Consider the following 23740-nt stretch of genomic DNA (forward strand, 5'->3'; position numbering starts at 1 on the left):
ATCAAAAAAAACTAAAAAAGCATCTCTAAATAATTAAAAGCTTCCTGCATTTGCGTTTTTAAAATCAACATTGTAGCACTGAAAGTTGCAATAAGAACCATAAATGCAACCATAATTTTTATAGGGAAACCAATCACAAGAAGGTTAAATTGAGGCATAGTTTTCATAAGCATTCCAAAAATAACATCTGCCAGCCATGATAGTGCGATGATCGGAAAAGCTATCATAAAACCAACTACAAACATATTTGACGTGGCTTTAATCATATAGTTAAAAAGATCTTCAGTCATTAAAAATCCACCTAAAGGAACACTACTCAAGGAAGCATCTATAAAAAGTAGTAACCAGTGATGAAGATCTATAGCAAGCAATACCATCAAACCCATAAGAGATAAAAACTGTGAAATTATCGGCATAGATACACCAGTTTGTGGATCAATAGCACTAGCCATTGAGAAACCCATCATAAAAGATATCTGTCCACCGGCAAATGTTATTACATTGTAAGCCAGCAGCAGAACAACGCCTATCGCTAAGCCAAAGAGTAGTTCACTTAGTATCGCAAGAAGTATGGTAGGTACATTGATGTCTATTTGAAGCGGTGGCATCGATGAGTAAAAAACTATTGTAAAGAAAAATGCCATAGAAGTTTTTATAGTCATAGGAATATTTTTATGAGAGAAGATAGGTGTTGCCATAAAAAGTGCTGCAAACCGAAAGAACAGAAGAATAAAGCCAACTATATAAGTGTCGCTAAAAACATCCGTCCATGATAACATTACATTTTACTCACTTAACTGCTACGAGTTTTTTATTTTCCAATCTATATACTTTTTTACACTTATAGGCCAACTCTTCATCGTGTGTTACAAGAACCATTGCTGCACTATTTTCTTCTAAATATTCAAAAAAGATATCCATCACTTCATTTGCAGTTGACTTATCCAGATTTCCAGTTGGTTCATCTACAAAAAGTATACGTGGTTGTTTTGTAAGAACCCTTGCTATAGATACTCTTTGTTGCTGTCCACCTGAGAGTTCTGTGACTTTTTGATTAATCGCTTCATAGATCTTGAGTCTTTTTAATATTTCATCATCTATATCTTGCTTTGAGAGCATCGCTGCAACTTCCAAGTTCTCTTTTGCACTGAAACCTTTAAAAAGATAGTGAGACTGAAAAACTAATCCCAATGAGTCTCTTTTTATCCTAGCTAATCTCTTTTTATTCATTTGTGCGACATCTTCACCAAAAATACTTACACTACCACTATCTGGAGTTAGAAGAGTTGAGAGTATATGAAGTAATGTAGACTTACCACTTCCACTGATGCCTATAATTGCGATAGACTCTTTTTCATCTAAATCAAGAGATATATCGCTAAATAGTTCATACTCAAAGGTGTGTGATAAATTTTTTGCTGATAATAAATTCATAAGAGGATTATAGCAAATGTAACTAAAGATAAGTTATTATGTATCAAATATTTTTCTGCATCCACGACTTGATCTATAGTCCAATCTTTTTGCATAAACTTTCTCTACAATCTTTTTAACTTTATAAGCCATATAACCCTTAAAATAAATACCAAAAAGTTTGGAAACTGCGTAACCTCGTCCAAGGGCAATCAGTACACCACGAGATTTTATATTATGTTTAATGAGAGGCTTTTTCAAAATAAGATTGCTTATATTTTTTGAGCACAACTCTGCCATCTGCTCTGCAACATCTGCAGTTGGAGAGACTGCCTTGCCATCATTATATATAGTTGTACAATCTCCTATAGCAAAGACTTCATTATATTGTGGAACTTGAAAAAATTCATTAGTAACTATATAAGCATCTTTATTTTTCACAAGATCAAGCTCATATACTAATCCGTTTGGCTCTACTCCACCTGCAAAAATCATAAAGTCCATCGGTAAGACTTCACCATCACTTAGCGTTACATTTTTCTCAGTTAAGCCAACAACTTTTCTTTCATGTTTAACCACTATTTTCAATTCTGATAATCTTTTTTCAGATCTCTCAACTAATAGTTTATCCATACCTTTTAGTATAGTTTTTCCTGCGTTGATTACTACTATATTTAACTTTCTGCATATAAAATTGTTTCTATTGTAAAACTCTATAGAAAAAGATGCCATTTGGGCCGCAATCTCAACACCGCTTAGACCTGCACCTGCAATTATTATATTTATGGGTGTACAGTAAGTCCCGCCTTCTTCAACTTTATTAAAAAGTGACATCTCAAACTTCTGCTTAAAATACATTGCGCGATGAAGAGCTTTTATCCCATAAGCATACTCCCTCAAACCTGGAATACTTGGCATAAACTTTGTTCTTGAGCCTACTGCTATTACAAGATAATCATAACTATATCTCTGAATAGGAGTTATGATTTTTTTGTTTTTAAAATCAATATTCGTAATTTCTCGTTTATAAAAAACAACATTATCATCAAAACCCATACAAAATGTAAATAGGTCGACACTTACTTGTGCAAAGTCATTTTCATTTGCTATGAGGTCATAAACATCTGTTTGCATAAAATGGTAAGGATTTTTATCAAATAGTATGATTTCATTATTAGGATTCTTAGATAATCTTTCAACTGTGCGAAGACCTGCGTATCCACCACCAATAACGATAATTTTATTTGATTCTTGATTTGACATAGAGTAAGTATATCATTATTACTTATAAAGTAAAATTTCTGATAAGTAATAATGATGATGTATTTTCATATAGAATTATTTGTCTATACGACTAACCGTTTTAGAACTAATCACAATCTTCATTCTATTACACTTTCGGCTATGTAGCCGGTAATAGCATCAAAATCAACTGCTGTTTTGATTTTGACTTTTATACTAATATGCAAATTTTGCATATTTAAACTTTAAAGGCAAAGCATTATGCTCTCTCAGGAGCATAATGCCAAACTTAGTTTGCTAAAGCTTCCTCTTCTAAAACATCAGGTCTTAACTGATCTAGATATTCTACAGGCAGCTTTCCAGTTACAACACCGGGAATGTAGCCTTTTACAGCCGCAAACATGGAATAAACAGTCTCAAATGTAAAGAAGGAAATAATCGCACTTCCCAAAAAATGAAAGAACAAGATAAATCTTTTGAATTGAATAAATTCTGCATGTGTTGCAGAATCCGGCACTATAAACCAAATAATGAAACCACTAAAAACTAAAGTCGCTCCAAATGCTACATATGCATAATAGTTTATTCTATCCATGTGTTTATATGTCCCTCTGAGAAAAATACTATTCCAGAGTTTTGTACTTGGTCTTACAAAATATTTATGGTCTTTAAAAGCAATTATTGTCATGATAAGCCAGATTGGAATCCAACCAAGCCCAACAATCTCATGAGTTGCTCTCATATATCTCGCCATTGATCCACCGCCGGTAACATTTCCAAATGTGATTGAAAATCCAGTAATGAATAGGTAAGCCATAACTATAATGTTTAATAAAATCACCACTCTTTGAAAAAGTGAATATACTTGAACCGTATCACTAGCCCTAGTTATGTGAGCTTGTTTTCTTCCTTTTGCAACAATAAACATAGTCAAAAATAGGAAGAACTCTACCAAGAAAACTAGAGGCAACAGATGCTGTCTCTCTTCGAATGCACGGATAACTTCAGGCGCTATCGCATCATAGTTTGGTCCAAAAAGTCCTACTTCCATCTGTTGATAGTGAGTTAAACTATCAAATGGCACTAATTGTCCGGTAAAATTTCCTTGTAACATCTGCAGAGTAAAGTTAAATACATAACCTATATCAGCAATAGTTGCTAAGAAAAAATACCAATATGTTAAAAGGATGAATAAAAAACCTATAATAAAATAGGCCTTGTATTCACTAAGAAAACTTTTACTTTGCATAAGCTTTATCCCATCCATAAGGCGCAGATTGAACCCCATGTCCAGAAGACATTACTCTTTTTCTAAAGATATCAGAAACTTCACTTGACTCACCTACAAGGAGTGCCTTAGTAGAACACATAGAAGCACACACAGGTACTTTTCCTTCAGAGATTCTATTTTGCCCATAGAGTTCTCTCTCTTTATGCGAATTAGTTTCTTCAGGACCACCTGCACACATTGTACATTTATCCATGACACCTTTTGTTCCAAAGGCGCCATCTTGAGGAAACTGTGGAGCTCCAAAAGGACATGCATATAAACAATATGCACATCCTATACATACATCTTTATTGTGAAGAACAATTCCGTCTTCTCTAATATAGAAACAATCAACTGGACAGACTTGCTCACAAGGAGCATCTGTACAATGCATACAAGCTACCGATAGAGAAAACTCCATTCCTTGTATACCTTCGTTGATTGTGACAACTTTTCTTCTGTTGATTCCAATTGGTAATTCATGTGCTTCAGCACAAGCAACGGAACAGCCATCACAATGAATACATCTGTTTTCATCGCAGTAAAATTTCAATCTTGAAACATCTAATTTACTCATAATGCTCTCCTATGCTCGTTCAACTCGACATAAACCACCCTTAGTCTCAGGAATCTGAGTAATGATGTCATAGCCGTAATTTGTTACTGTGTTCGCACTTTCACCAACTGCGTATGGTTTAGTCCCTTTTGGATATTTATGAGATAGATCTTCACCCTCTAATACTCCTGCAAAGTGAATTGGTATAAATACTCTATCTTCTGAAACAGAGTAAGAATATTTTGCCTTTACTTTAATTTTTGTACCTTGTGGCGAATGTATCCACATCATATCTCCATCACGAATTCCATGCATACCTGCTAAGTTAGGATTTATATCACAAAACATCTCAGGAGTTAAAGCTGTAAGATATTTAGAAGCTCTGTTTTCCATACCTGCACCATTTAAGTTTACAAGCCTTCCTGTAACTAAATTGATAGGAAAGTCTTTAGCCCAATCCTGCTTAGTCTGTTCAGAAATATATCTCGTATCAACTCTGAAATGATTAGGTTTATCATTAAAACTTGGATACTTCTTCGTCAAATCCTGTCTTGGAGAGTGTAAAGGCTCTCTGTGCATTGGAATCTGATCAGGGAATGTCCAAACTTTAGCCCTAGCTTTAGCATTTCCATATGGAGCCATACCTCTCTCCATACATTTTTCGGCAATAATATTAGAAGTATCAACCTTCCAGTTTTTACCGATTCTTTTCTTCTCATCAGCCGTAAGTTTGATGCCAAGAACTTTTTCTATATTATCTTTATTAATTTCCGGATAACCATCTTTGTTAGCAGAACCTTTTGGTGCAGAACCTTTTGCAGATAATAAGTCTTGACCATCATGTTCTAGTCCAAATCTATTTCTAAATCCCATACCACCATCGGCAACACTTCTGTTTATGTTGTAAAGTATTGGTGATCCTGAATGTTTTTCAGTCCAACATGGCCATGGTAAACCATAATATTCACCTTTCATCTTGCCATATCCTCTTCCAGATACTTGATCAAACATATGCCAGTTTTCTTGGTGTGCTTTTAATCTTGCAGCAGTCCATCCAGTCAATCCAATAGTCTTAATAATTCTTGCAATTTCATCAGTAGCATCTTCAGGCCATGTAAAATCTTTTTTATTCTCTTTTATTTTCATGCCGGCAGTAAGTTCATTATAGAAACCTAGCTTTTTAGCCAGTTCAAACATAATGTCCTGATCTGTTTTAGATTCATACATAGGCTCAATAATTTTACTTCTCCACTGAGCAGATCTGTTGGTTGCAGTAACTGAACCAGAAGTCTCAAACTGAGTAGCAGCAGGTAAAATATAGACATCATCTTGCTTATCAGTAAGAATAGCACCTTCATTGACAAAAGGATCACAGAATACCGCCAACTCAAGGTTGTCCAATGCTTCTTTAACCTTCTTAGTTTGAGCAGTTGATGTAATACCGTTACCCATAACAAATAGTGCTTTTAGATTTGTACCATTATTATGAATTGCATCTTCACCTTCATTTCCAGCAAGAACTCCTGCCCACCATCTAGCGAGTGTAAAACCTTTTTTGTTCATCCAATCTTTGGTTTTAAATCTACCTTTTAACCATTCATAATCAACACCCCACGATTTAGCAAAGTATTTCCAAGAACCATCACTTAGACCATAATAGCCTGGTAATGTATCAGATAAACAAGCCATATCTGTTGCACCTTGAACATTATCATGACCTCTAAGGATATTACATCCACCGCCTTCAACACCCATGTTTCCAAGAGCAAGTTGTAAGATAGGAGCCATTCTAGTATTAGATGAGCCATTAGTATGTTGAGTAAGACCCATAGCCCAGATAAGAGTACCAGGTGTTTGACTAGCATATGCTTTTGTAATTTGAATAATCAGACTAGCATCTACACCTGTCACATCTGCAACTCTTTCAATTGGCCAATTTTTAGCCTCTTTCATTACATCTTCCATGCCGTAAACTCTATCTTTGATAAAGCCTTTGTCGTGCCAACCATTTGCGAAAATAATATTAAGCATTCCATACATAAACGGTATGTCAGTACCAGGTCTAATCTGCGCGTAAAGATCTGATTTAGCAGCAGTTTTAGTATATCTAGGATCAATAACAATTATTTTTGCGTTATTTCTTTCTTTAGCTTTTAAGAAATGTTGAAATCCAACTGGGTGGTTAACCGCAGGATTCGCTCCAAAAATGATAATTGCTTTAGCATTTTGGATATCTCCAAGTGAATTTGTCATAGCACCATAACCCCATGTATTTGCCACACCGGCAACTGTAGAGCTATGTCAAATTCTAGCTTGGTGATCTATATTATTTGTTCCAAACATTGCAGCAAATTTTCTATAGTAGTAAGATTGTTCTGTACCAAACTTTGCTGATCCTAAAAACATTGTTGAGTCTGGTCCGGCTGTTTGTCTTAGGTTTTCTAATTTTGTAGAAATACCATCTAGTGCTTCATCCCAAGAGATTCTTTTCCACTGTCCGGCTCTTTTTACCATTGGATACTTTAGTCTGACATCTGATCGAACCATATCAATCATATCAGCACCTTTACAACAGTGACCACCAAGAGATACCGGATGATCTTGTGCAACTTCTTGTCTAACCCAAACACCATTTTGAACTTCAGCTATAACACCACATCCAACAGAACATGCCGTACAGATTGATTTAACATTTTTAGAACCAGGAAAAGGATTTTTAACTTCCTCTTGTGTCGCAGCTCTTGTTATACCATCATTAGCGAAGCTATTTGTAACACTTGTAGCTGTAGCGACAGCAGCCATTTTTAAAAAGGACCGTCTACCGATTTGAGCTTTTAGCATATCAAACGCACTCATTTTCACTCCTCGTTAATTATAAAGCTTGTTTATAAAAATCTTCCCAAGCTTGTGTTTTTTTGTATAGAATCTCTTTTTTCGTAGAGCTTCCTACAACTACTCCATGCGAATTAGCTTCAAGAGAAGCTTCTTCTTTATTAGCAGCTAACGCCGTAGCACCGACAGCGGCGGTACCAACAACCAATGCACTATTTTTTAGAAAATTTCTTCTACTTTCTTGCATAGTTGTCTCCTTTAACTTGTAATTAGCCCCAAAGATATGAGACTTAAATAAAACCGACAGATCAATCTTATTTAAGCCTCATACTTGTAACAACTAGATATCTACTTCCACATCTGAGATAAGGTCTATAGAGCAAGTCTCTTGTTCTTGTTTTGGACCTGACTCTCTTAAGAGTTTATTTCTTGCACGTCTATCAATTTCCTCTTGTGATATTTCTTCTTCCGTCGAAACTTGCTTTAAAACTCTTTCTTTAGTAGCCGGAGCAGATACTTCTAGGTATATTCTTTCAAACTCAACAAAAGACTTTAGTATGATTACTATATGTTTAAAAATATCTGCACTTTCATGCTCATACAGTTCTCTTGAAAAATCATCTATGAACTCATTTAAAATCTCTTCAAAGATGCAATGCGAAGTATTTTTGTACTGAGCTTCACCATTTGCAATAAGCTCAGATAACTCACTCATTACAGTAAATATAAATCCAACGCTGTCTTCATAGTCAGAGTATGTTTTCTCATCTCTTCTTATTTTTGTTTTACCCAAGAAGTTTTGCATCTGTACTCTTTTTTTACCACTCTCTACATTCTCGTCCCAATAAGAGGCAGTAGTTCTGATATTTTTAGTCTCAGGTGAATGAAATATTTCATCATACTCGCTCATAAATGCTACATTTGAATCTGATTTAATAAGTTTTCTTATATCTTCCAATGCTTTTTGGGACATTTTGTCTAAAGGGTTTTCTTTTAGTACGTCAATAAAATTTATTAGTTCAAAATATCTAGAATTATCAGTTGTAAAAACAAAACATCTAGAAAACATTGCATAGTATAAAGCTCTCGCTCTGTTTATTTTTTCTTCATTCATAAAGTTTCTCCTTCTTTGTTATATAGACTTCTATTTTCCATATAGCTTTTCATCATAATCTTAGGTTTACAATTCTCACAACAATAAAGAGTCCTCTCTTTTATTGGGTCAGATGCAAAGATTGGAGCCATCATTGTTGCAATTTTCTCTACTGCTTTTGTTGTTGCAAACTCTTTACCACATTCCACACAGGCAAACAGGGTATCTTTAGCGAGAACCTCTTCTTTAAACCAAGAAGGGTTTAACTTGATAACATCCTGTTCTATGGTTAGACAGTTCGCCTCAGGACAAGATACTTCACAATATCCGCACGCAGTACAGATGCTAGGATTTATTCTCAAGGTATTATCATCAATATTTGCTGTAATAGCGTCCACATTACAAGCACCTACACATACTAAGCACAGGGTACAATTGGCTTCATTTACATTTACTTTTGCATAGTGAATATGCTCGCCTGTTTGTACTTCGCCTAAGTCATCATCTCCTACTATATGTTTAAGTCTAGTTGAAAATATCTCTCTTTTTCTTGTGTTTAATTCATTCATCTTAAATCTAGAATCATTAACAAAATCAACTTCTTCTAATGCTAATTCTAGTTCTTTTTCATCCATAGCTATAATGACTGCATCCATAGAGTATTTTTTTTGATATATGTGATTTAAGATTGAGATAGAGTCTTTAGTACCTTTAGATAAAAAGTCAGAGTAAAATATCAGTTGTGAACCTGACTCTTGTAAAAGTGTTAGAAGTGTTCCTTCATGTAAGAACTTTTCACCTTCTATAGCAAAAGGTAAAACATTTTCTTTTAACTTTATATCTAAGTTTTTTATATTCATTTTTTGAGGAATAATTAAAGGAATATGACCATTGTAAAAGTCAGCCATAAGATAGATGCTTTCTCTATTTTGAGGAGCATAATCCAATGCACCTGATGGACATACTGATATACAGCCGCCACAGCCATGACAATCTATCTGTGAAAACTCCAGATGCTTGGTCTCATCTATTTTTATAATTGCGACAGTAGGACAAACCTCTTCACATTTTGAACATACTTCTTCTCTACGCTCATGATATTGGCAAATGTTTGAATCATAAACTGTGAATTTTTTATATTCATAGTTACTTATGTTTGTACGTATAGTTGCAAGAACATCATCAAGCGAACTCTCTAGTGGATCAAAAGTACCACTTTGCTTTGTAGCTATCTCTTCTTGTTCAAACCATACTATTTGAGAAACATTTAGTGTTGCATCTTTGAAATTATCATTTACCACTACTGATAAGTTGCCAATGTGTCCTGTAATTGATTTAACAACTTCAGGAGTAACATGAAACAGATTAAATTCATCAGGAACCATAGATTTTAAAAATTCATTTTTTTGCTCTAGAGTTGAGACTAGTAACACTTCTTTAGATACTCTTTGTGAATAACTTATATCTTGAGCCATATCAAAACGAATTGCATTTATCTCATACAGCTTTTCTATATTTTTTATTTTTTTTGCAATTGAATCTTCCGTATTATTTATATAAAAATCAATTTCATTAGCTAATATTTCAGATGAAATATTATTTGAGTTAGAGACAATAAATTTTTCTGGGATAATATCTGAAGTACTGTTAGCAATATAAATGCTTTCATTTAGCGGGAATTCTGGGGTTTCTTGAGAATAATAAACGAACTCTTTCATACTTTTATCTCCTTCATATTTCAGGGACATTCTATTATAAATTATTATAATTTATAATAGCATAATTTTTTGTAATATATGCAATAGTATCAATATTAATTATATGTTAAAAATATGTTTTGTGAATTATGTATTATAAGTTTTGGAGAATATAAATAGTGGAGAGAGGTGTTTTGTTATGAGAATAGGCTAAGGAAAAATCCTTAACCCATTTGTGCTGCAACTTCTGCAGCAAAATCGTCAACTTTCTTTTCAATTCCTTCACCAACTTCAAGGCGAATAAATTCAGTAATCTCAGCAGTACCACCAAGTGCTTTAGCAGCTTCTTCAACAGCTTGTGCAACTGTTAATTTGTCATTTAAAACATATGTTTGGTCTAAAAGAGCTTGTTCTTTATCTAAAGTTGTATTATCAGAGATAAAACGAGCTAAAGAACCAGGAACAATTTTGTCCCAGATTTTTTCAGGTTTACCTTGAGCTGCTAAATCAGCTTTTATATCAGCTTCAGCTTCAGCTAACACTTCTTCAGTTAGTTGACTCATAGAAATATACAGAGGTACATTTTTAAGAGGCTTTTTAAGACGAGCTAGTTCTTCATTATCTTTTTTGATAACTTCGATTCTACCTTTAGTCTCAGTTTCAACGTACTCAGCATCAAAATCTTTATAAGAAAGAGTAGTTGGTTTCATTGCAGATGCGTGCATTGCAACTTGCTTAAGTGTATCTCTCATACCCTCTGCAGTTTTTTCACTATCACATTTAGCGATAACAACAACTGCAATACGGTTATTTGAATGAATATAACCATTTAGTGCAGTAGTAGCGTCTGCTGTAAGTGTACCAAAACGACGAACTTCTATTTTCTCACCGATTTTAGTAACAGCATCTGTAAAAGTTGCTCCAAAATCAGAAGCCATTAGGGCATCTACATCAGCAGGTTGATTATTATAAATCTCTTCTGTAGTAGCTTTTACTAAGTTTTGGAAACCTTCATTTTGAGCAACGAAGTCAGTTTCAGAGTTAATTTCAACTACAGTAGCTTTAGAGAAGTCATCAGCGATTTTAAAACCAGCAAGACCTTCTGCAGCAACTCTATCAGCTTTTTTAGCTGCTTTAGCAATACCACGTTCTTTTAAAAGCTCAGTTGCTTTAGCCATGTCTCCATCAGCTTCAACTAAAACTTTTTTACAATCCATCATTGGTGCATCAGTTGCTGCACGCAACTCTTTTACCATTGCTGCCGTAACTGCCATGATTATACTTCCTCTGTTGCTGCAGGAGCTTCTTCAGCTTCAACAGCTACTTCTACTTCTGTAGACTCAACTTCTTCAGCTACTTCTTCTTCAGGTGCATCTCTAAGAGCTTTACCTTCGTTGATTGCAGCAGTCATTTCACGACAGAAAAGTTGAATTGAACGAATAGCATCATCATTACCAGGAATTGGGTAAGTGATTAAGTCTGGATCACAGTTAGTATCTAATGGAGCAACAACTGGAATACCTAAACATCTAGCTTCTAAAACAGCGATGTGCTCTTTTACCGCATCTACAACAAATAACATATCAGGAAGTTTTTTCATATTACGGATACCACCGAAGTATGAATCAAGTTTCTCTTTTTTTCTTGAAAGCATTAATGCTTCTTTTTTAGTTAAAAGATCGATTTGACCATTTTCTTGCATCTCAGTAATAACGTCAAGTTTACGAATAGATTTTTGAATAGTTGGGAAGTTAGTAAGCATACCACCTAACCATCTGTTATCTACGTATGGCATACCACAAGCGATAGCAGCATCTCTTACAGAGTTACGAGCTTGTTTTTTAGTACCAACGAATAATACTGTTTGACCTTCAGCAGCTGCATCCATAACAATTGTATATGTATTACGGAAATAACGTAAAGTCTTTTGTAAGTCAATAATATAGATATTTTTACGAACACCGAAGATATATTTTTTCATTTTCGGATTCCAACGACGAGTTTGGTGTCCGAAGTGTACACCACATTCTAATAGGTCTTTCATAGTTACCATTTAAGGTCCTTTAAGGGCTGTTTTTCAAGCCAGAAATTTCGTTAGTTAGCTTTGGTAATGTCGAACAATACTGTCCTAAATAGGAAGTTGCACTAACTTTTTGACACATACCTGTTAATATTTTCTTGTGAATATTCAGAAGAAAAATCCGCGAATTATACTCAAAATATATTTAAATATAGCTTTTACTGGACGCACTCTGTGGCTGTAATTGTAAAACTATGTTTTAAGTCAATCTTTGTCTTATTGGGTAACGATATAATAATTTTTTATACTATTAAATGTTGAACTTCAAAAAAGATTTATATTATCTACTGTATAGTATCACAAATATATTATAAAAAAGTGTTATATTTGTAACAACTATTTATATTAAAAAAGGGAATTAGAATGAACAAACCACTCCTATTATCTTTAGCAGCAGCAGCTCTATTAACTACTAATGTTAATGCACAGACTATGTTTGAAAGATTTCAAGCAATGGAAAATGAGATGGCTGAGCTAAGAAAAGAGATAGCTACACTCAAAACTCAAAAAGGTGAATCTGAAGAAGCTGAAGAAAAAGAAGATTCCGAAGATAAAAAAGAGGCTGAAGATTCTGATGAAAAAGAAGATGCCGGGGACAAAGAGGATGAGAAAGAGGAGATGGACGTAGAAGAAGAGATTACTGAAATTCAAGAAAGTATCTCTGAACTTAATAAAGCTACGTCTGGTAATCATTTAAAATTTGGTGTTGATTATAGATTTACACTAGAAAACCTTAACTATAAAATGGCTGATGGATCAGAAGCGAACAATGATGCATTTATGACAAATCGTCTATGGTTAAATATGGATTGGGCAGCTACCAAAAACCTTAGTTTTACTGGTCAGTTAGCTTACAACAAAGCTTTCGGTCAACGCTCAGGTGCTAGCACTCCTGCTAGTTCAGCATTTGAAGGCTTTGATTGGATTTCAAATGAAAATGCCTATGATGATACACTTAGAGTTCGCTCAGCATATTTTCTATATAGAAATAACACTTTCATAGGAACTGATGTTCCATGGACTTTTAGCGTTGGTCGCCGTCCATCAACGAACGGTCATATTATTAGTCTTCGTGATGATGATAAACCTGCTTCACCTATGGGTCATACTATCAATGTTGAGTTTGACGGTCTTAGCTCAAAGTTCAGTTTTGACAAATGGGTAGATGGTATGTACATTAAACTTTGTGCCGGTCGCGGTATGAGTAATGCAGCTCCTAAGTTTAACTCTACACCTTATACTAGTGTTACAAGTGCAAATACAAACATAGACCTGGCAGGTCTTATCTTTGTTCCATATGATAATGGGCAGTATTCAATTGGTACACAATACTACTATGCAAACAATCTTATTGATGTAAAAAACACTGCTGATTATACACAGGGTTTTGACACAGTAGGTGGTTTACACAGTATGACTGCTAACTTTGTTGTAAACGGTATAGGAAATGAGATAAGTGACTTCCTAGATGATACTACATTCTTTGTAAGTGGTGCTATGAGTATTACTAATCCTAATAGTGACCAACGTATGCTTTATGCTTCAATGGATTCTAATATGGTTGCTACTGCAACAGGGGAATCTAAAACTGGTTACTCATACTGGGTAGGTACACAATTCCCTTCACTTATTACAGAAGACGGAAGATGGGGTCTAGAGTATAATCACGGTTCTGAATACTGGAGAAGTATTACCTATGGTGAAGATACAAACATAGGTTCAAAAGTTGCAGCTCGTGGTGATGCTTATGAAGCTTATATGACTGAGTATCTGATCGAAGATATATTATCTATGCAGATCCGTTATACATATATAGATTATGCATATAGTGGAAGTAATGGTTTCTTCGGAGGAACCTCAGGAGCTTCTATGGATATGAATACTGCAATAGCATTTGGTCAAGGTGCTAACGTAGTAGACTCAGCTCAAGATATCCGTTTCTACCTTCGTTACAAGTATTAATGCCATCGGCTTGAGCGTATGGAGTGTTTTCCAAAGGAAAACACTCACGGAAGCTCAAAATAGAGCCGATGGTACTCAATTAGCTTAGAGAGACTGTAGTCTCTCTAACTCAACTTTAACATTTGCCACATGATCCTTAACTCTAACCTTTTCAAAAAGAGCTTTTACAACTCCCTCCGGATTTATAATCAAAGTAGTACGAACAATTCCCATATACTCTTTTCCGTAGTTTTTCTTTAGTTGCCACACACCATATTCTTGCATCATTGATGTATCTTCATCACTAAGAAGTGTAATGCCTAACTCTTTTTTCTCTATAAAACTACGATGTTTTTTTGTAGAGTCTGCACTTACACCTATAATAATCGCATCTAAGTCTGAGAAATCTGGTGCTGCCTCTGTAAATTCACAAGCTTCCGTTGTACATCCTGGAGTATTGTCTTTTGGATAAAAGTATAAAACTATCCATTTTCCTTTTAGGTCTCTTAAACATATCTCTATATCATCTTGGTTTGGTAAACAAAATCCTGGTGCTTCATCGTCTAATTTTATCATTCATATTCCTCTTATAATTTATAATTTTTCCTTGCGTTCAAGCCAAGTGCATTAGTAGACGAACATCAAGAAGTAAACCCAGATGCCAGTCAGAGAAGTCATTACAACTCCAGTAAAGGTCATAAGTCCTGCTTTTCTATGTTTTTTTAGTTGTACTTGCTTTTTTGCCATAAAAATAGTTGTAGACCAGATAATAAGTGTTACTATAGATATAGCTATATGAAAGATAAGTACTATAAATGCATAGTTATGTGATACTCCACTCTCTTTCATGAAGGAGTCAAAACCGCCAACCATTCTAACTCCTGTCTCAAAATAACCAAGCACTATGACAGAAAAAGCAAATATTAATATCTGTGCGTAAACATGTGCTTTATACCTTTTAGTTTTAGCTAGATAAATAGCTCCCGCTACAAGCAGTGGCAAAAGTGCCACAATCAGTGTAACTACATCCATAAATATCGGTGCTCTTGTACCAAAAAAACCTACTTCAAACATATAATCCATATTACTCACTTTTAACTCCTCTATTTTTTTGATAATAAGCATACCATGAACCCAACAAGATCAATAGTAATACAACTGTAATCGTAATCTGTTTTAAGTAAGTGTCTATAAGCTCTTGATTTTCGCCTATAAAATACCCGAGCATTGTTAGTATCAATGCCCAGATACCGGCACCTAACGCTGTATATATTGAAAACTGCACTATATTCATACGAGCAAGACCTGCCGGTATAGAAATTAGCTGACGAATTCCTGGGATTAGTCTTCCCGTAAAGGTAGAAATATGTCCATGTTTTTCAAAGAAACTGTCCATTTTCTCCAAAGCACTCTCTTTTATAAAAAAGTATTTTCCATACTTTTTAAGAATCTTTCTTCCAAGACTAAGTGCCAGATAGTAGTTTATAAATGCACCAACCATTGATCCGCCCAAGCCACTAAGCATTATCATACTTATACTCATCTGCTCTTGTGAAGCTAAATATCCAGCTGGTATTAGGATGATTTCACTAGGAAAAGGTATAAACGAACTCTCAACTGCCATAAGGCAGAAGATGCCGATATACCCCCAGTCAAAAATCAAATCAACTAAATCTTGTGCTAACTCTCTTATCATTTCAGACTCTCTTGTACATCTTCTATCATTTTATCTGCAACATCACTGTTTGAATACTCCATTAATTTTTTACTTTTTTCTTCTAGAGGCTCATCTAAAACCTCTAGTAATTTAGCCTTTAAGTCTTCACTCTCTCGTTCACACCAACCAAGCTCATTTTCAACTATAAACCTTGCATTATGATACTGGTGATCACCTGCAGCATATGGATATGGAATATAAAAAGCCGGTAATCCGTTTGCAGTTGCTTCCCAAAGCGTACTGGCTCCTGCACGACTCACGGCCAAGTCTGCTCTTTGGATAAGAGTCGCTAACTCTTTTGTAAATCCATAAAGTTCCACTTCTACATCCAAATCTGAATATTCTTGTTTTACTCTTTCATAATCACTCTCACCTGCTTGATGAATGATTTTAATATCTCTATTTTTAAGCTCGTGCGCTAAACTTAGTGCCAAATCATTTATAGCTTTTGCACCGTTAGAACCACCTAGAAATACTATAGTCTCAAGACTTTTACGAACTCTTGCATTTTGGTAAAAAATCTCTTTTACTGGGTATCCTTTAATAGGAGAATTTTTGTCATATGCACAAATGAATCTTTTTGCATAAGGCTTTAAGAGTGAGTTTAGTCTTCCCTCTACAGCATTTTGCTCATGTATAAAAAGAGGAATTCTTTTACTTATAGATGCAAAAGAAGCTGGAGCAGCTGAAAATCCGCCTACACTATATGTCGCTTGTATATTATGCTTTTTTAAAATCTTTCTTGATTCCAAAAAAGCACGAAATACTTTCCACAAAGCTTTGAACTTACCAAGCCCTTTTTGGTTTACAACACCCGTAGTCTCTAAAAAATAAACGTTTGAGAAAGCACTTCTATCTTCAAAGTATTTTCTATCCTGTCCACTGGTTGAACCGATAAAGATAACTTCATGCCCGTATTTTACAGCAGCTTCAACAAGAGCTTGTGCTATCATCAAATGTCCGCCTGTTCCACCGCCAGTTATACATAATTTCAACTTCGCACCATCCTATTTTTCTTCCATAGTTGCTTTTTTTGACGCCATAAGTACCATTCCTATAGCTATAGATGCTGCAATAATAGCAGATCCACCATAACTTAGAAATGGAACTGAGATACCTTTAATAGGTGTTATCCCACTTATACCATAAGCATTTATTAAAAAGGCAAATGAGAGTAGTAATCCTACTCCTAAAGAGAAAAGATACATACTTCTATCATTTGAGCGATTTGCTATTTTAAATATTCTTTGGAGTATCCACATAAAGAGTATCACTACAAATAAAACACCTATAAAACCAAATTCTTCTGCTAATCCTGCTAAAACAAAGTCTGTATGGACTTCACTTAAAAACCCAAGTTTAAAAGTTCCACCGGCAAGTCCTGTTCCGAACATTCCACCATTATGAATTGCATTTAGAGAGTGTCCTATCTGATACGGTTCTATCTCAGTTGGTACTCTTAACTTCTCAGCTATAGATGCAGGAAACAGTTCTAGTACACTGTTTTGAGCTAATGCCCACCATGATTTTATTCTAACAATCCTGTGTTCTGCTGTCATTATAAAAAATATAAAGAACAGTAAAGCAATAGAGAGCAGTGAAAGGAAAAATCTAAAACTACTACCTGCAAACATCAACATAAAAAGCAGAGTCATTCCAAGAACTACAACCTGTCCCAAGTCATTTTGAATAAAAGCTATCATAAACATAGCCCCTACAAAAACAAGTGCGTAAGGGATAAAGCGTTTGAACTCTGCACTGATTCCCATATCTGCATGATGTCCTAATTTTCTTGAAAAACTCCAAGATAAGAAGTAGACAAATCCTACTTTAAAAAACTCTACAGGAGCCAATGAAAAACCAAATATTTTTATCCATCTTTTTGCTCCACCGACAGCTGAAACCAAAAACTCTGGTAAAAAAGGCATGGCAACCATTAAAATAGTTGAACCAATAAAAAGCGTAAAGCCTATCGTACTCAGCCACTCATCAGGGTCTAACTGCGCTAATGACCAGATTATTATAATGCCTAAAAATCCAAAAAGTGCCTGTCTTATAGCAAAGTGAAACTCATTAACTCCAAAAAGCAGAGTTGTGTATGCAGATAGAGAGTAGGTAAGAACAATACTTACAAAAATCAATATAGCGACTAATGTAAATAGTTTTCTATCTGCCATTACATTAGGTCCTATTTAATTTTATTTATTTTTAAAACAAACTCAACTTCTGCTTTTGAGATATGTAATTCTTTAGAGATAGTTTCCAGTGAAACGCCCTGTTTAAATAGTGAGATAATCTTTTGATCATCGTTTCCATGAACAGAAGTAGGGATAGAAATCTGTTTTACTCCGCTTTCGAGAGATGATATTCTCAAGCTCATCTGTTCATCCATTGTTACAAGAGTATCTTCTAGTCTTTGAACTCCGACAGAGAGAGGTTTAACCATATCATATACTGTTCTTTCTACTTCTTCATATATCTCTTCATCACTCATACGGCTAGTATTATTTTTAATACCTTTTTGAGTGTCTGTAAGCTCTTTTTTTAAGTAAAAGATCTCTCTATTTAAATCTTCAACTACAGATGCGACTGAGCGGATATTTTTATGAAATTCTGAATCTTTTGTAAAAACATAATAAAGAAGATACAAAATCATAGCTGCCATAGCAACTACAATGTACTCTATGTTAATCAGTTCTGCATATTTCATTTAGCTTTTGCCTCACGAATAAGTACTCTCTCTCTAGCTGTCAAATATACACCCCATTCTTTCTCATCACGATCATGTATTTTAACTATCTCGCATAGTGACTCATCAACAGCTCTGAAGAATATAGGGACATCTCTCTTTGGGTGAACCGGCATCTCAACACGACCATAGTATTCTTTACCAGGTTCTAAGTCAGCAGACTCCACTTTAAAGTGCTCAAATCCTATAGACTCTATTTTAATCTTGTTCGTCAATGATAATCTTTTTGGCGTCTCATTTTTTAAAAACATCTCTAAAGCGTCTATCTTTCTATGAAGCTCTACAACAAGGTTTAGCAGGACTGGATCCGTATCAGAAGTCTCACCTCTACCTTTTGCCAGTTTCAACCATTGACTAATAGGGTCATCATCACTCTCGCTTAGCTGTGAATACTCTCTAAGGTATGCCTCTTTATCAAGACTCGCTTCGCTATACACTAAGCTAATCGGAGCAGATACAAGGCGAACACTCACACGAACACCTTATCTAATATAATAAACACGAAAAAGGCAACACCCAGATAACCGTTGACTGTAAAAAATGCACGATCGATCTGAGTAAAATCTTTTCTGACTATCTTATGCTCATATCCGAGCATCACTGCGCTAAGTATTACAGCCAAATAAGCAAAAATCCCAAGTCCAGCTATCCAAACAAAAAGAGCCCAAAATATGACACTAAGCATATGAAACAGTGATGAGATAAAAAGCGTAGCATCTGCACCGTAACGAGAAGGAATAGAGTATAGGTTATTTTCTTTGTCAAACTCTATATCTTGAAGTGAGTACAACAAATCAAACCCTGCCACCCAAAAAATAACACCTAGACTAAGAATAACTGACCAAGCCGGGATGCTTGCTTGAACTGCGACTACACCTGCAATTGGAGCAAGACCAAGAGAGACACCTAAAACAATATGTGCTAAATGTGAAAATCTTTTAAAATATGAGTAAGAACCAAGAACAAAAAGAATCGGTATACTTAGATATAGTGCCAAGTCATTTATCATGTATGCGATTGCAATAAAAACAAAAGCATTTACAACTACAAATATCATGATACTTGTAGCGTCAAGTCTTCCATCAACATTTGGACGAGACTCTGTTCTAGGGTTAGCTGCATCTATATCTCTATCTGCATATCTGTTTAGACCCATAGCAAAGTTTCTTGCACTAACCGCCGCCAATGCACCCATAAGCAGGAGCCAAAAGCCAAACCAACCATCAGCTGCGACAATCATAGCTATAAATATAAACGGGAGTGAAAAGATGGAGTGTTCAAACATAACCAGTTCGTTAAAGTCTTTTATTTTATTAATATATCTTTGCAACTATTTACCTTAGAATATTTTTGTTCTATTTTACCCAAACTTGATTTAAAATGATATAATTTTGCTATGAATAAAGCTATTAAGCAACTTGCAATCATAGGTCCAACAGCATCTGGAAAGAGTGATTTGGCAATCAAAATCGCTAAAAAAGTAGATGCTTATATACTCTCGATAGACTCTTTGAGCATCTACAAAGAGATTGATATTGTCTCTGCAAAACCTTCAAAAGAAGAGCTATCAGAGATTAAACATTTTGGTATTGATGTACTAAATCCGGATGATTATTTCAGTGTTGATGTTTTTATAAACATCTATAAAGAGGTTAAAGAGTTATGCGAAAAGAGAAGTAAAAATCTCATAATAGTCGGTGGCACTTCTTTTTATCTAAAGTCACTTTTAAACGGTCTCTCAACTCTGCCAAATATAGATGCCAATGTAACTTTAAAAGTAAAAAACAATCTTGAAAATCTTCAAAAATGTTATGACTTACTATCTAAAGTTGACCCTGAATATATGCAAAATATAAGCCAAAACGATGCTTATAGGATAGAAAAAGCACTACTAATATATGAAGCTTCATCTATTACTCCTTCTGAGTGGTTTAGACAAAATCCTCCAAAACCTATCATAGAAAATTTGGACATCTACAACATCGATGTAGATAGAGATGTATTAAGAGAGAGGATCTCAAAAAGAACTCATAAGATGCTGGAGCTTGGACTTATAGATGAAGTATGTTATTTAGAGCAGAAATATACAAGAGCACCTCACTCTATGGGTTCTATAGGTATAGTTGAAGTTCTTGATTATCTTGATGGAAAAACCACTAAAGAGCAGATGTTAGAACTCATCTCTATTCATACAGCTCAACTTGCGAAAAGACAGCAAACATTTAACCGTACACAATTTAAGAACATAACTTCTGCAAAACTGGAAGAATTGGAGAATCTACTAACATGAAACTCTTTTTAATCCTGCTAATAAGCATAAGTCTATATGCACAAAGCTCTCTTTATTTTTTTCCACAAGATGCTAAAGAAGCTAAAAATGACATTAAAGAACTTATAGAAAATTCAAAGTCTAGTATCGATATAGCTATGTATAATTTTGGAGATAAAAAATTCGCAAAGCTATTGGATAAAGCTCAAGAAAGAGGTGTGGCAGTAAAAGTCTTTTATGATAAAAAAGATGTTGACTTCAATGGTGTTGAAACAAAAACTGTAGATAGAAAACTTCACACTAAAATAGCGATATTTGACAAAAAAACAGTAGTCTTTGGAAGTCCGAATTGGACTAAAAAAAGTTTCAGTAAAAATTATGAAGTTTTATATATTACAGATGATAAAAAACTAGTCTTAAAATTCAACAAATTTTTCAAATCTCTTGACTAGTCTTCTTTAGCACCCTCTGCCAATTTTGCCCACGCGGATGCAGCGTCCGCATCTATTGACTCTTGATATGCCACTTGTGCTTCTTCTCCTCTCCATAACTTCTCATAGATAGCACCTAGAAGATACTTCTGTCTAGATCTGTCACCTTTACTTAGTTCTACAGTATCTAGTGATTTTATTATCTCTAGAGCTTTGTTAAAATCTTCTTTATTTATATAAGCTTGATATAGTGCAAACTCAACAAATGGACTCTGTGCGTATGAGTTTGAAGATTTTTGTATTTTCATAACTTCATTACCATATTTAAGTACCAGATTATCATCATTTCTATCACTACCTATAGCCATAACGTAGATATATCTCTCAATATCTTTGTAACTAGCTCCAAATACTTTTTGAACACTTGCCAATGACTCTATCATTTTATCTGCATTTTCAAGTCTATTGTATGTATCAAAAAGCACTCTGTATACATCTTTATACTCTGATTTATTATCACCCTCTATAAGTGTTATTAATTCCTCAGAAGCTTTAACTACGTCACTGTAATTTCCAGTTGCAAAATCAACTTTTATATGACGGTAGAGCCACTTTTTTCTCATCTGCATGTTCTCAGATTTTAAATTTTTACTGGCAATATTTTTAGCAAGTGAAAAATCAGCACCTTTCATAGCGCATGCATATATTCCATCATCCCATTTGTCTGAGAGTTTTATAGAGTATTCGCTAGATATTTTTAAAACACTATGACACTCTTTATTTTTAAGAGAAGTCTCCATAGCACCTACTGCTGCATCATTCACTATTGTCTGTGTATCTGGATATGTAGTTGCATCTAAGGCCAATAGTTCATCTTTAAACTCTAAAACATCACTGTACATTCCATTATCGTACATGAGTTTTGCTTTTTCATAAATTGCTCTTTTACCTATAGTGTCTTGCGAATATGTTTCTATTAGTTTATTGTAATCAGCAATTTTAGTTGATAAGTTCGCATCACTTACATCAAAAAAGAGTGAGTCTTTTGCGACCTGTACTTCTGAATCATAAAGTCCATCAGGGAACTGCTTCAGATACTCATTTAATGCGCTCAAGGCTTCTTGTTTCTTAGGAGTTTTTGCAAGCCATACACCTATATTTTTTAGTAGAGATTCATATTCATCATATTCTTCTACATTTATCTCATTCACTACAGCTTGAGCTATGGCTGAAGCTGTAACTAATTCACCCTCATCTACAAAGGTTTCAATCATCTCTAAAGTTTTTTTATACTTAGAGGCAAAAAAGCTAGGCTTAGCCTGAATTATTTTCATTGCGTACTTAGTAGCTTCTTCTTTATTTGCTGAGTTGATATTATAAAGGGCAAGTCTATATGCTGCTGTTGCTGCAATATCTATGTCACTTGTCTCATGTAGGGCTTTTTTATAGTACTCCAAGGCTTTAGATGAAGCACCTGACTCTTCTAGCATCTCACCCTTGTATATATAACCCCATTTGGCATATGGAGAATCTTCATGTTCGCTAAAAAGTCTGTCAAAAAAGTAGTCTGCTTGACCACTAATACCTGAGAGATAATAGGCTCTAGCAATAAGCGACAGGACTTCAGCAACATTATCATCAGAAGAGTATTCTCTTAGATACACTTTTGACAGTTCTATTACATCGTCATTTTTATCTTCAAGTCTTGAGTTAACTCTTATCTTATAGTAAAGCAGTTCAGCGTTAAAAAGTGATGTAGGGTACTCTAGCATAACTTCGTCTATAAGCTCTAAGCATTTTTCATAATTCTTTTCAGCATATAGACGCTTTATCTTTAGATAATCACTTACGTCCTGTACTTCTTGTATATGGACAGGATTACCTTTCATATCAAGGCTGCCTACGTATGGCAGTTTGTCTTTATCAAGCATAAACGGAAAGTTTATAGCTACGTCAGATGCTTCTTGAGTTTTAATATATGGAAGTTCTTTGTTATAACCAACCAGCATCCAGTGACGCGCCAGTTTAGCATTTGCTTTGTATACACTGTCATCTTTACTTAAGTCAAATACAACAGGAAATAATTTCATTTTTTTATATGGTGTTATTATCAGAAAAAATGTTTTTTTCTTTATTTGAGTCTCTATTTTAAAAAAATCGTTTTGTAATGTTTTTAGTTCTTTTGCCGGAGATTTTGAGAATGCACAAACTATTTTTACAACTTCTTTGAAGTCATTTGTCATCTCTTCGCATAAAAATTTATCTTTATCTTTTATATGTAGTGTAGAGTAGTTTTGAAAGTTCTCTTTTGCACCTTGAAGAGATATATCAAGGGCATATATGTTAAGAGAAAGAAAGGCTAAAAGTATCCACTTTAACAAATTCTTTTCCTTTTTATTTTGTAAACCAGTTGTATAGAAAATTAGCACGGCTTACTGTGCGCGCCCAAA

Annotated in this window: 23 protein-coding genes; 3 read left to right on the top strand and 20 right to left on the bottom strand. The window is 34.6% G+C overall.

The features are described 5' to 3' along the window. Positions 1–11: 11 nt before the first annotated feature. From fliR to rpsB, 11 genes are all read right to left on the bottom strand, one after another. Complete coding sequence (gene fliR / locus ABZC13_RS04380; protein WP_373000655.1) at positions 12–779, bottom strand: flagellar biosynthetic protein FliR; 768 nt, start codon at positions 777–779, stop codon at positions 12–14. A gap of 10 nt (positions 780–789) precedes the next feature. Further along, positions 790–1434, bottom strand: coding sequence for an ABC transporter ATP-binding protein (locus ABZC13_RS04385; RefSeq protein WP_373000658.1), 645 nt, complete (start codon positions 1432–1434; stop codon positions 790–792). A 36-nt stretch (positions 1435–1470) separates the two neighbouring features. Next, a complete protein-coding gene (locus tag ABZC13_RS04390; RefSeq protein WP_373000661.1) occupies positions 1471–2676 on the bottom strand; it encodes an NAD(P)/FAD-dependent oxidoreductase in 1206 nt (401 codons plus the stop codon). A gap of 268 nt (positions 2677–2944) precedes the next feature. Beyond that, on the bottom strand, positions 2945–3904 hold the full coding sequence (locus ABZC13_RS04395; protein WP_373000664.1) for a cytochrome b/b6 domain-containing protein: 960 nt from the start codon (positions 3902–3904) through the stop codon (positions 2945–2947). Next, positions 3894–4502, bottom strand: coding sequence for a formate dehydrogenase FDH3 subunit beta (gene fdh3B, locus ABZC13_RS04400; RefSeq protein WP_373000667.1), 609 nt, complete (start codon positions 4500–4502; stop codon positions 3894–3896). The genes ABZC13_RS04395 and fdh3B overlap by 11 nt, the downstream gene beginning before the upstream one ends. Before the next feature lie 9 nt (positions 4503–4511). After that, the gene (locus ABZC13_RS04405; protein ID WP_373000670.1) at positions 4512–7337 is read right to left on the bottom strand and encodes a formate dehydrogenase subunit alpha; all 2826 of its coding nucleotides are present in this window, start codon (positions 7335–7337) and stop codon (positions 4512–4514) included. Positions 7338–7353: 16 nt separating this feature from the next. Continuing rightward, complete coding sequence (locus ABZC13_RS04410) at positions 7354–7560, bottom strand: twin-arginine translocation signal domain-containing protein (protein WP_373000673.1); 207 nt, start codon at positions 7558–7560, stop codon at positions 7354–7356. A gap of 93 nt (positions 7561–7653) precedes the next feature. After that, positions 7654–8427 carry a molecular chaperone gene (locus ABZC13_RS04415; protein ID WP_373000676.1) on the bottom strand — a complete coding sequence of 258 codons (774 nt, stop codon included), beginning with the start codon at positions 8425–8427 and terminating at the stop codon, positions 7654–7656. Next, the gene (locus ABZC13_RS04420; protein ID WP_373000679.1) at positions 8424–10124 is read right to left on the bottom strand and encodes a 4Fe-4S binding protein; all 1701 of its coding nucleotides are present in this window, start codon (positions 10122–10124) and stop codon (positions 8424–8426) included. The genes ABZC13_RS04415 and ABZC13_RS04420 overlap by 4 nt, the downstream gene beginning before the upstream one ends. A 203-nt stretch (positions 10125–10327) precedes the next feature. Next, positions 10328–11377 carry a translation elongation factor Ts gene (gene tsf / locus ABZC13_RS04425; protein WP_373000682.1) on the bottom strand — a complete coding sequence of 350 codons (1050 nt, stop codon included), beginning with the start codon at positions 11375–11377 and terminating at the stop codon, positions 10328–10330. Positions 11378–11379: 2 nt separating this feature from the next. Further along, positions 11380–12156 carry a 30S ribosomal protein S2 gene (gene rpsB / locus ABZC13_RS04430; RefSeq protein WP_373000685.1) on the bottom strand — a complete coding sequence of 259 codons (777 nt, stop codon included), beginning with the start codon at positions 12154–12156 and terminating at the stop codon, positions 11380–11382. A 390-nt stretch (positions 12157–12546) separates the two neighbouring features. On the opposite strand from rpsB, the gene ABZC13_RS04435 reads away from it, so the two are divergent. After that, a complete protein-coding gene (locus ABZC13_RS04435; RefSeq protein ID WP_373000688.1) occupies positions 12547–14145 on the top strand; it encodes a DUF3373 family protein in 1599 nt (532 codons plus the stop codon). Between the two features lie 84 nt (positions 14146–14229). Here the strand turns inward: ABZC13_RS04435 and bcp are convergent, their stop codons facing one another. From bcp to mqnP, 8 genes are read right to left on the bottom strand one after another with little or no spacing between them, the layout of a single operon-like run. Next, positions 14230–14700, bottom strand: a complete 471-nt coding sequence (gene bcp / locus ABZC13_RS04440; RefSeq protein WP_373000691.1) for a thioredoxin-dependent thiol peroxidase — start codon at positions 14698–14700, stop codon at positions 14230–14232. 51 nt (positions 14701–14751) lie between these two features. Beyond that, complete coding sequence (locus tag ABZC13_RS04445) at positions 14752–15207, bottom strand: DUF420 domain-containing protein (RefSeq protein ID WP_373000954.1); 456 nt, start codon at positions 15205–15207, stop codon at positions 14752–14754. A gap of 1 nt (position 15208) precedes the next feature. Next, complete coding sequence (locus ABZC13_RS04450) at positions 15209–15820, bottom strand: DedA family protein (protein WP_373000694.1); 612 nt, start codon at positions 15818–15820, stop codon at positions 15209–15211. After that, the gene (gene murG, locus ABZC13_RS04455) at positions 15817–16836 is read right to left on the bottom strand and encodes an undecaprenyldiphospho-muramoylpentapeptide beta-N-acetylglucosaminyltransferase (protein ID WP_373000697.1); all 1020 of its coding nucleotides are present in this window, start codon (positions 16834–16836) and stop codon (positions 15817–15819) included. The genes ABZC13_RS04450 and murG overlap by 4 nt, the downstream gene beginning before the upstream one ends. A gap of 12 nt (positions 16837–16848) precedes the next feature. Continuing rightward, positions 16849–18018, bottom strand: a complete 1170-nt coding sequence (locus tag ABZC13_RS04460; protein ID WP_373000700.1) for an FtsW/RodA/SpoVE family cell cycle protein — start codon at positions 18016–18018, stop codon at positions 16849–16851. Between the two features lie 11 nt (positions 18019–18029). Beyond that, a complete protein-coding gene (locus ABZC13_RS04465) occupies positions 18030–18551 on the bottom strand; it encodes a DUF6115 domain-containing protein (RefSeq protein WP_373000703.1) in 522 nt (173 codons plus the stop codon). Continuing rightward, the gene (locus ABZC13_RS04470) at positions 18548–19063 is read right to left on the bottom strand and encodes a hypothetical protein (RefSeq protein WP_373000706.1); all 516 of its coding nucleotides are present in this window, start codon (positions 19061–19063) and stop codon (positions 18548–18550) included. The genes ABZC13_RS04465 and ABZC13_RS04470 overlap by 4 nt, the downstream gene beginning before the upstream one ends. Beyond that, entirely contained in the window at positions 19060–19920 is an 861-nt protein-coding gene (mqnP, locus tag ABZC13_RS04475; RefSeq protein ID WP_373000709.1) for a menaquinone biosynthesis prenyltransferase MqnP, read from the bottom strand. Before mqnP ends, ABZC13_RS04470 begins: the two co-directional genes overlap by 4 nt. A 66-nt stretch (positions 19921–19986) precedes the next feature. Between mqnP and miaA the strand changes: the two genes are divergently transcribed. Continuing rightward, positions 19987–20880, top strand: coding sequence for a tRNA (adenosine(37)-N6)-dimethylallyltransferase MiaA (gene miaA / locus ABZC13_RS04480; protein WP_373000712.1), 894 nt, complete (start codon positions 19987–19989; stop codon positions 20878–20880). Further along, positions 20877–21311, top strand: a complete 435-nt coding sequence (locus ABZC13_RS04485) for a phospholipase D-like domain-containing protein (protein WP_373000715.1) — start codon at positions 20877–20879, stop codon at positions 21309–21311. The genes miaA and ABZC13_RS04485 overlap by 4 nt, the downstream gene beginning before the upstream one ends. Here ABZC13_RS04485 and ABZC13_RS04490 read toward each other — a convergent pair. Further along, positions 21308–23671, bottom strand: coding sequence for a tol-pal system YbgF family protein (locus ABZC13_RS04490; protein WP_373000718.1), 2364 nt, complete (start codon positions 23669–23671; stop codon positions 21308–21310). The genes ABZC13_RS04485 and ABZC13_RS04490 overlap by 4 nt on opposite strands. Positions 23672–23740: the final 69 nt, after the last annotated feature.

This window comes from Sulfurimonas sp., assembly GCF_041563035.1.
Classification (GTDB): domain Bacteria; phylum Campylobacterota; class Campylobacteria; order Campylobacterales; family Sulfurimonadaceae; genus Sulfurimonas.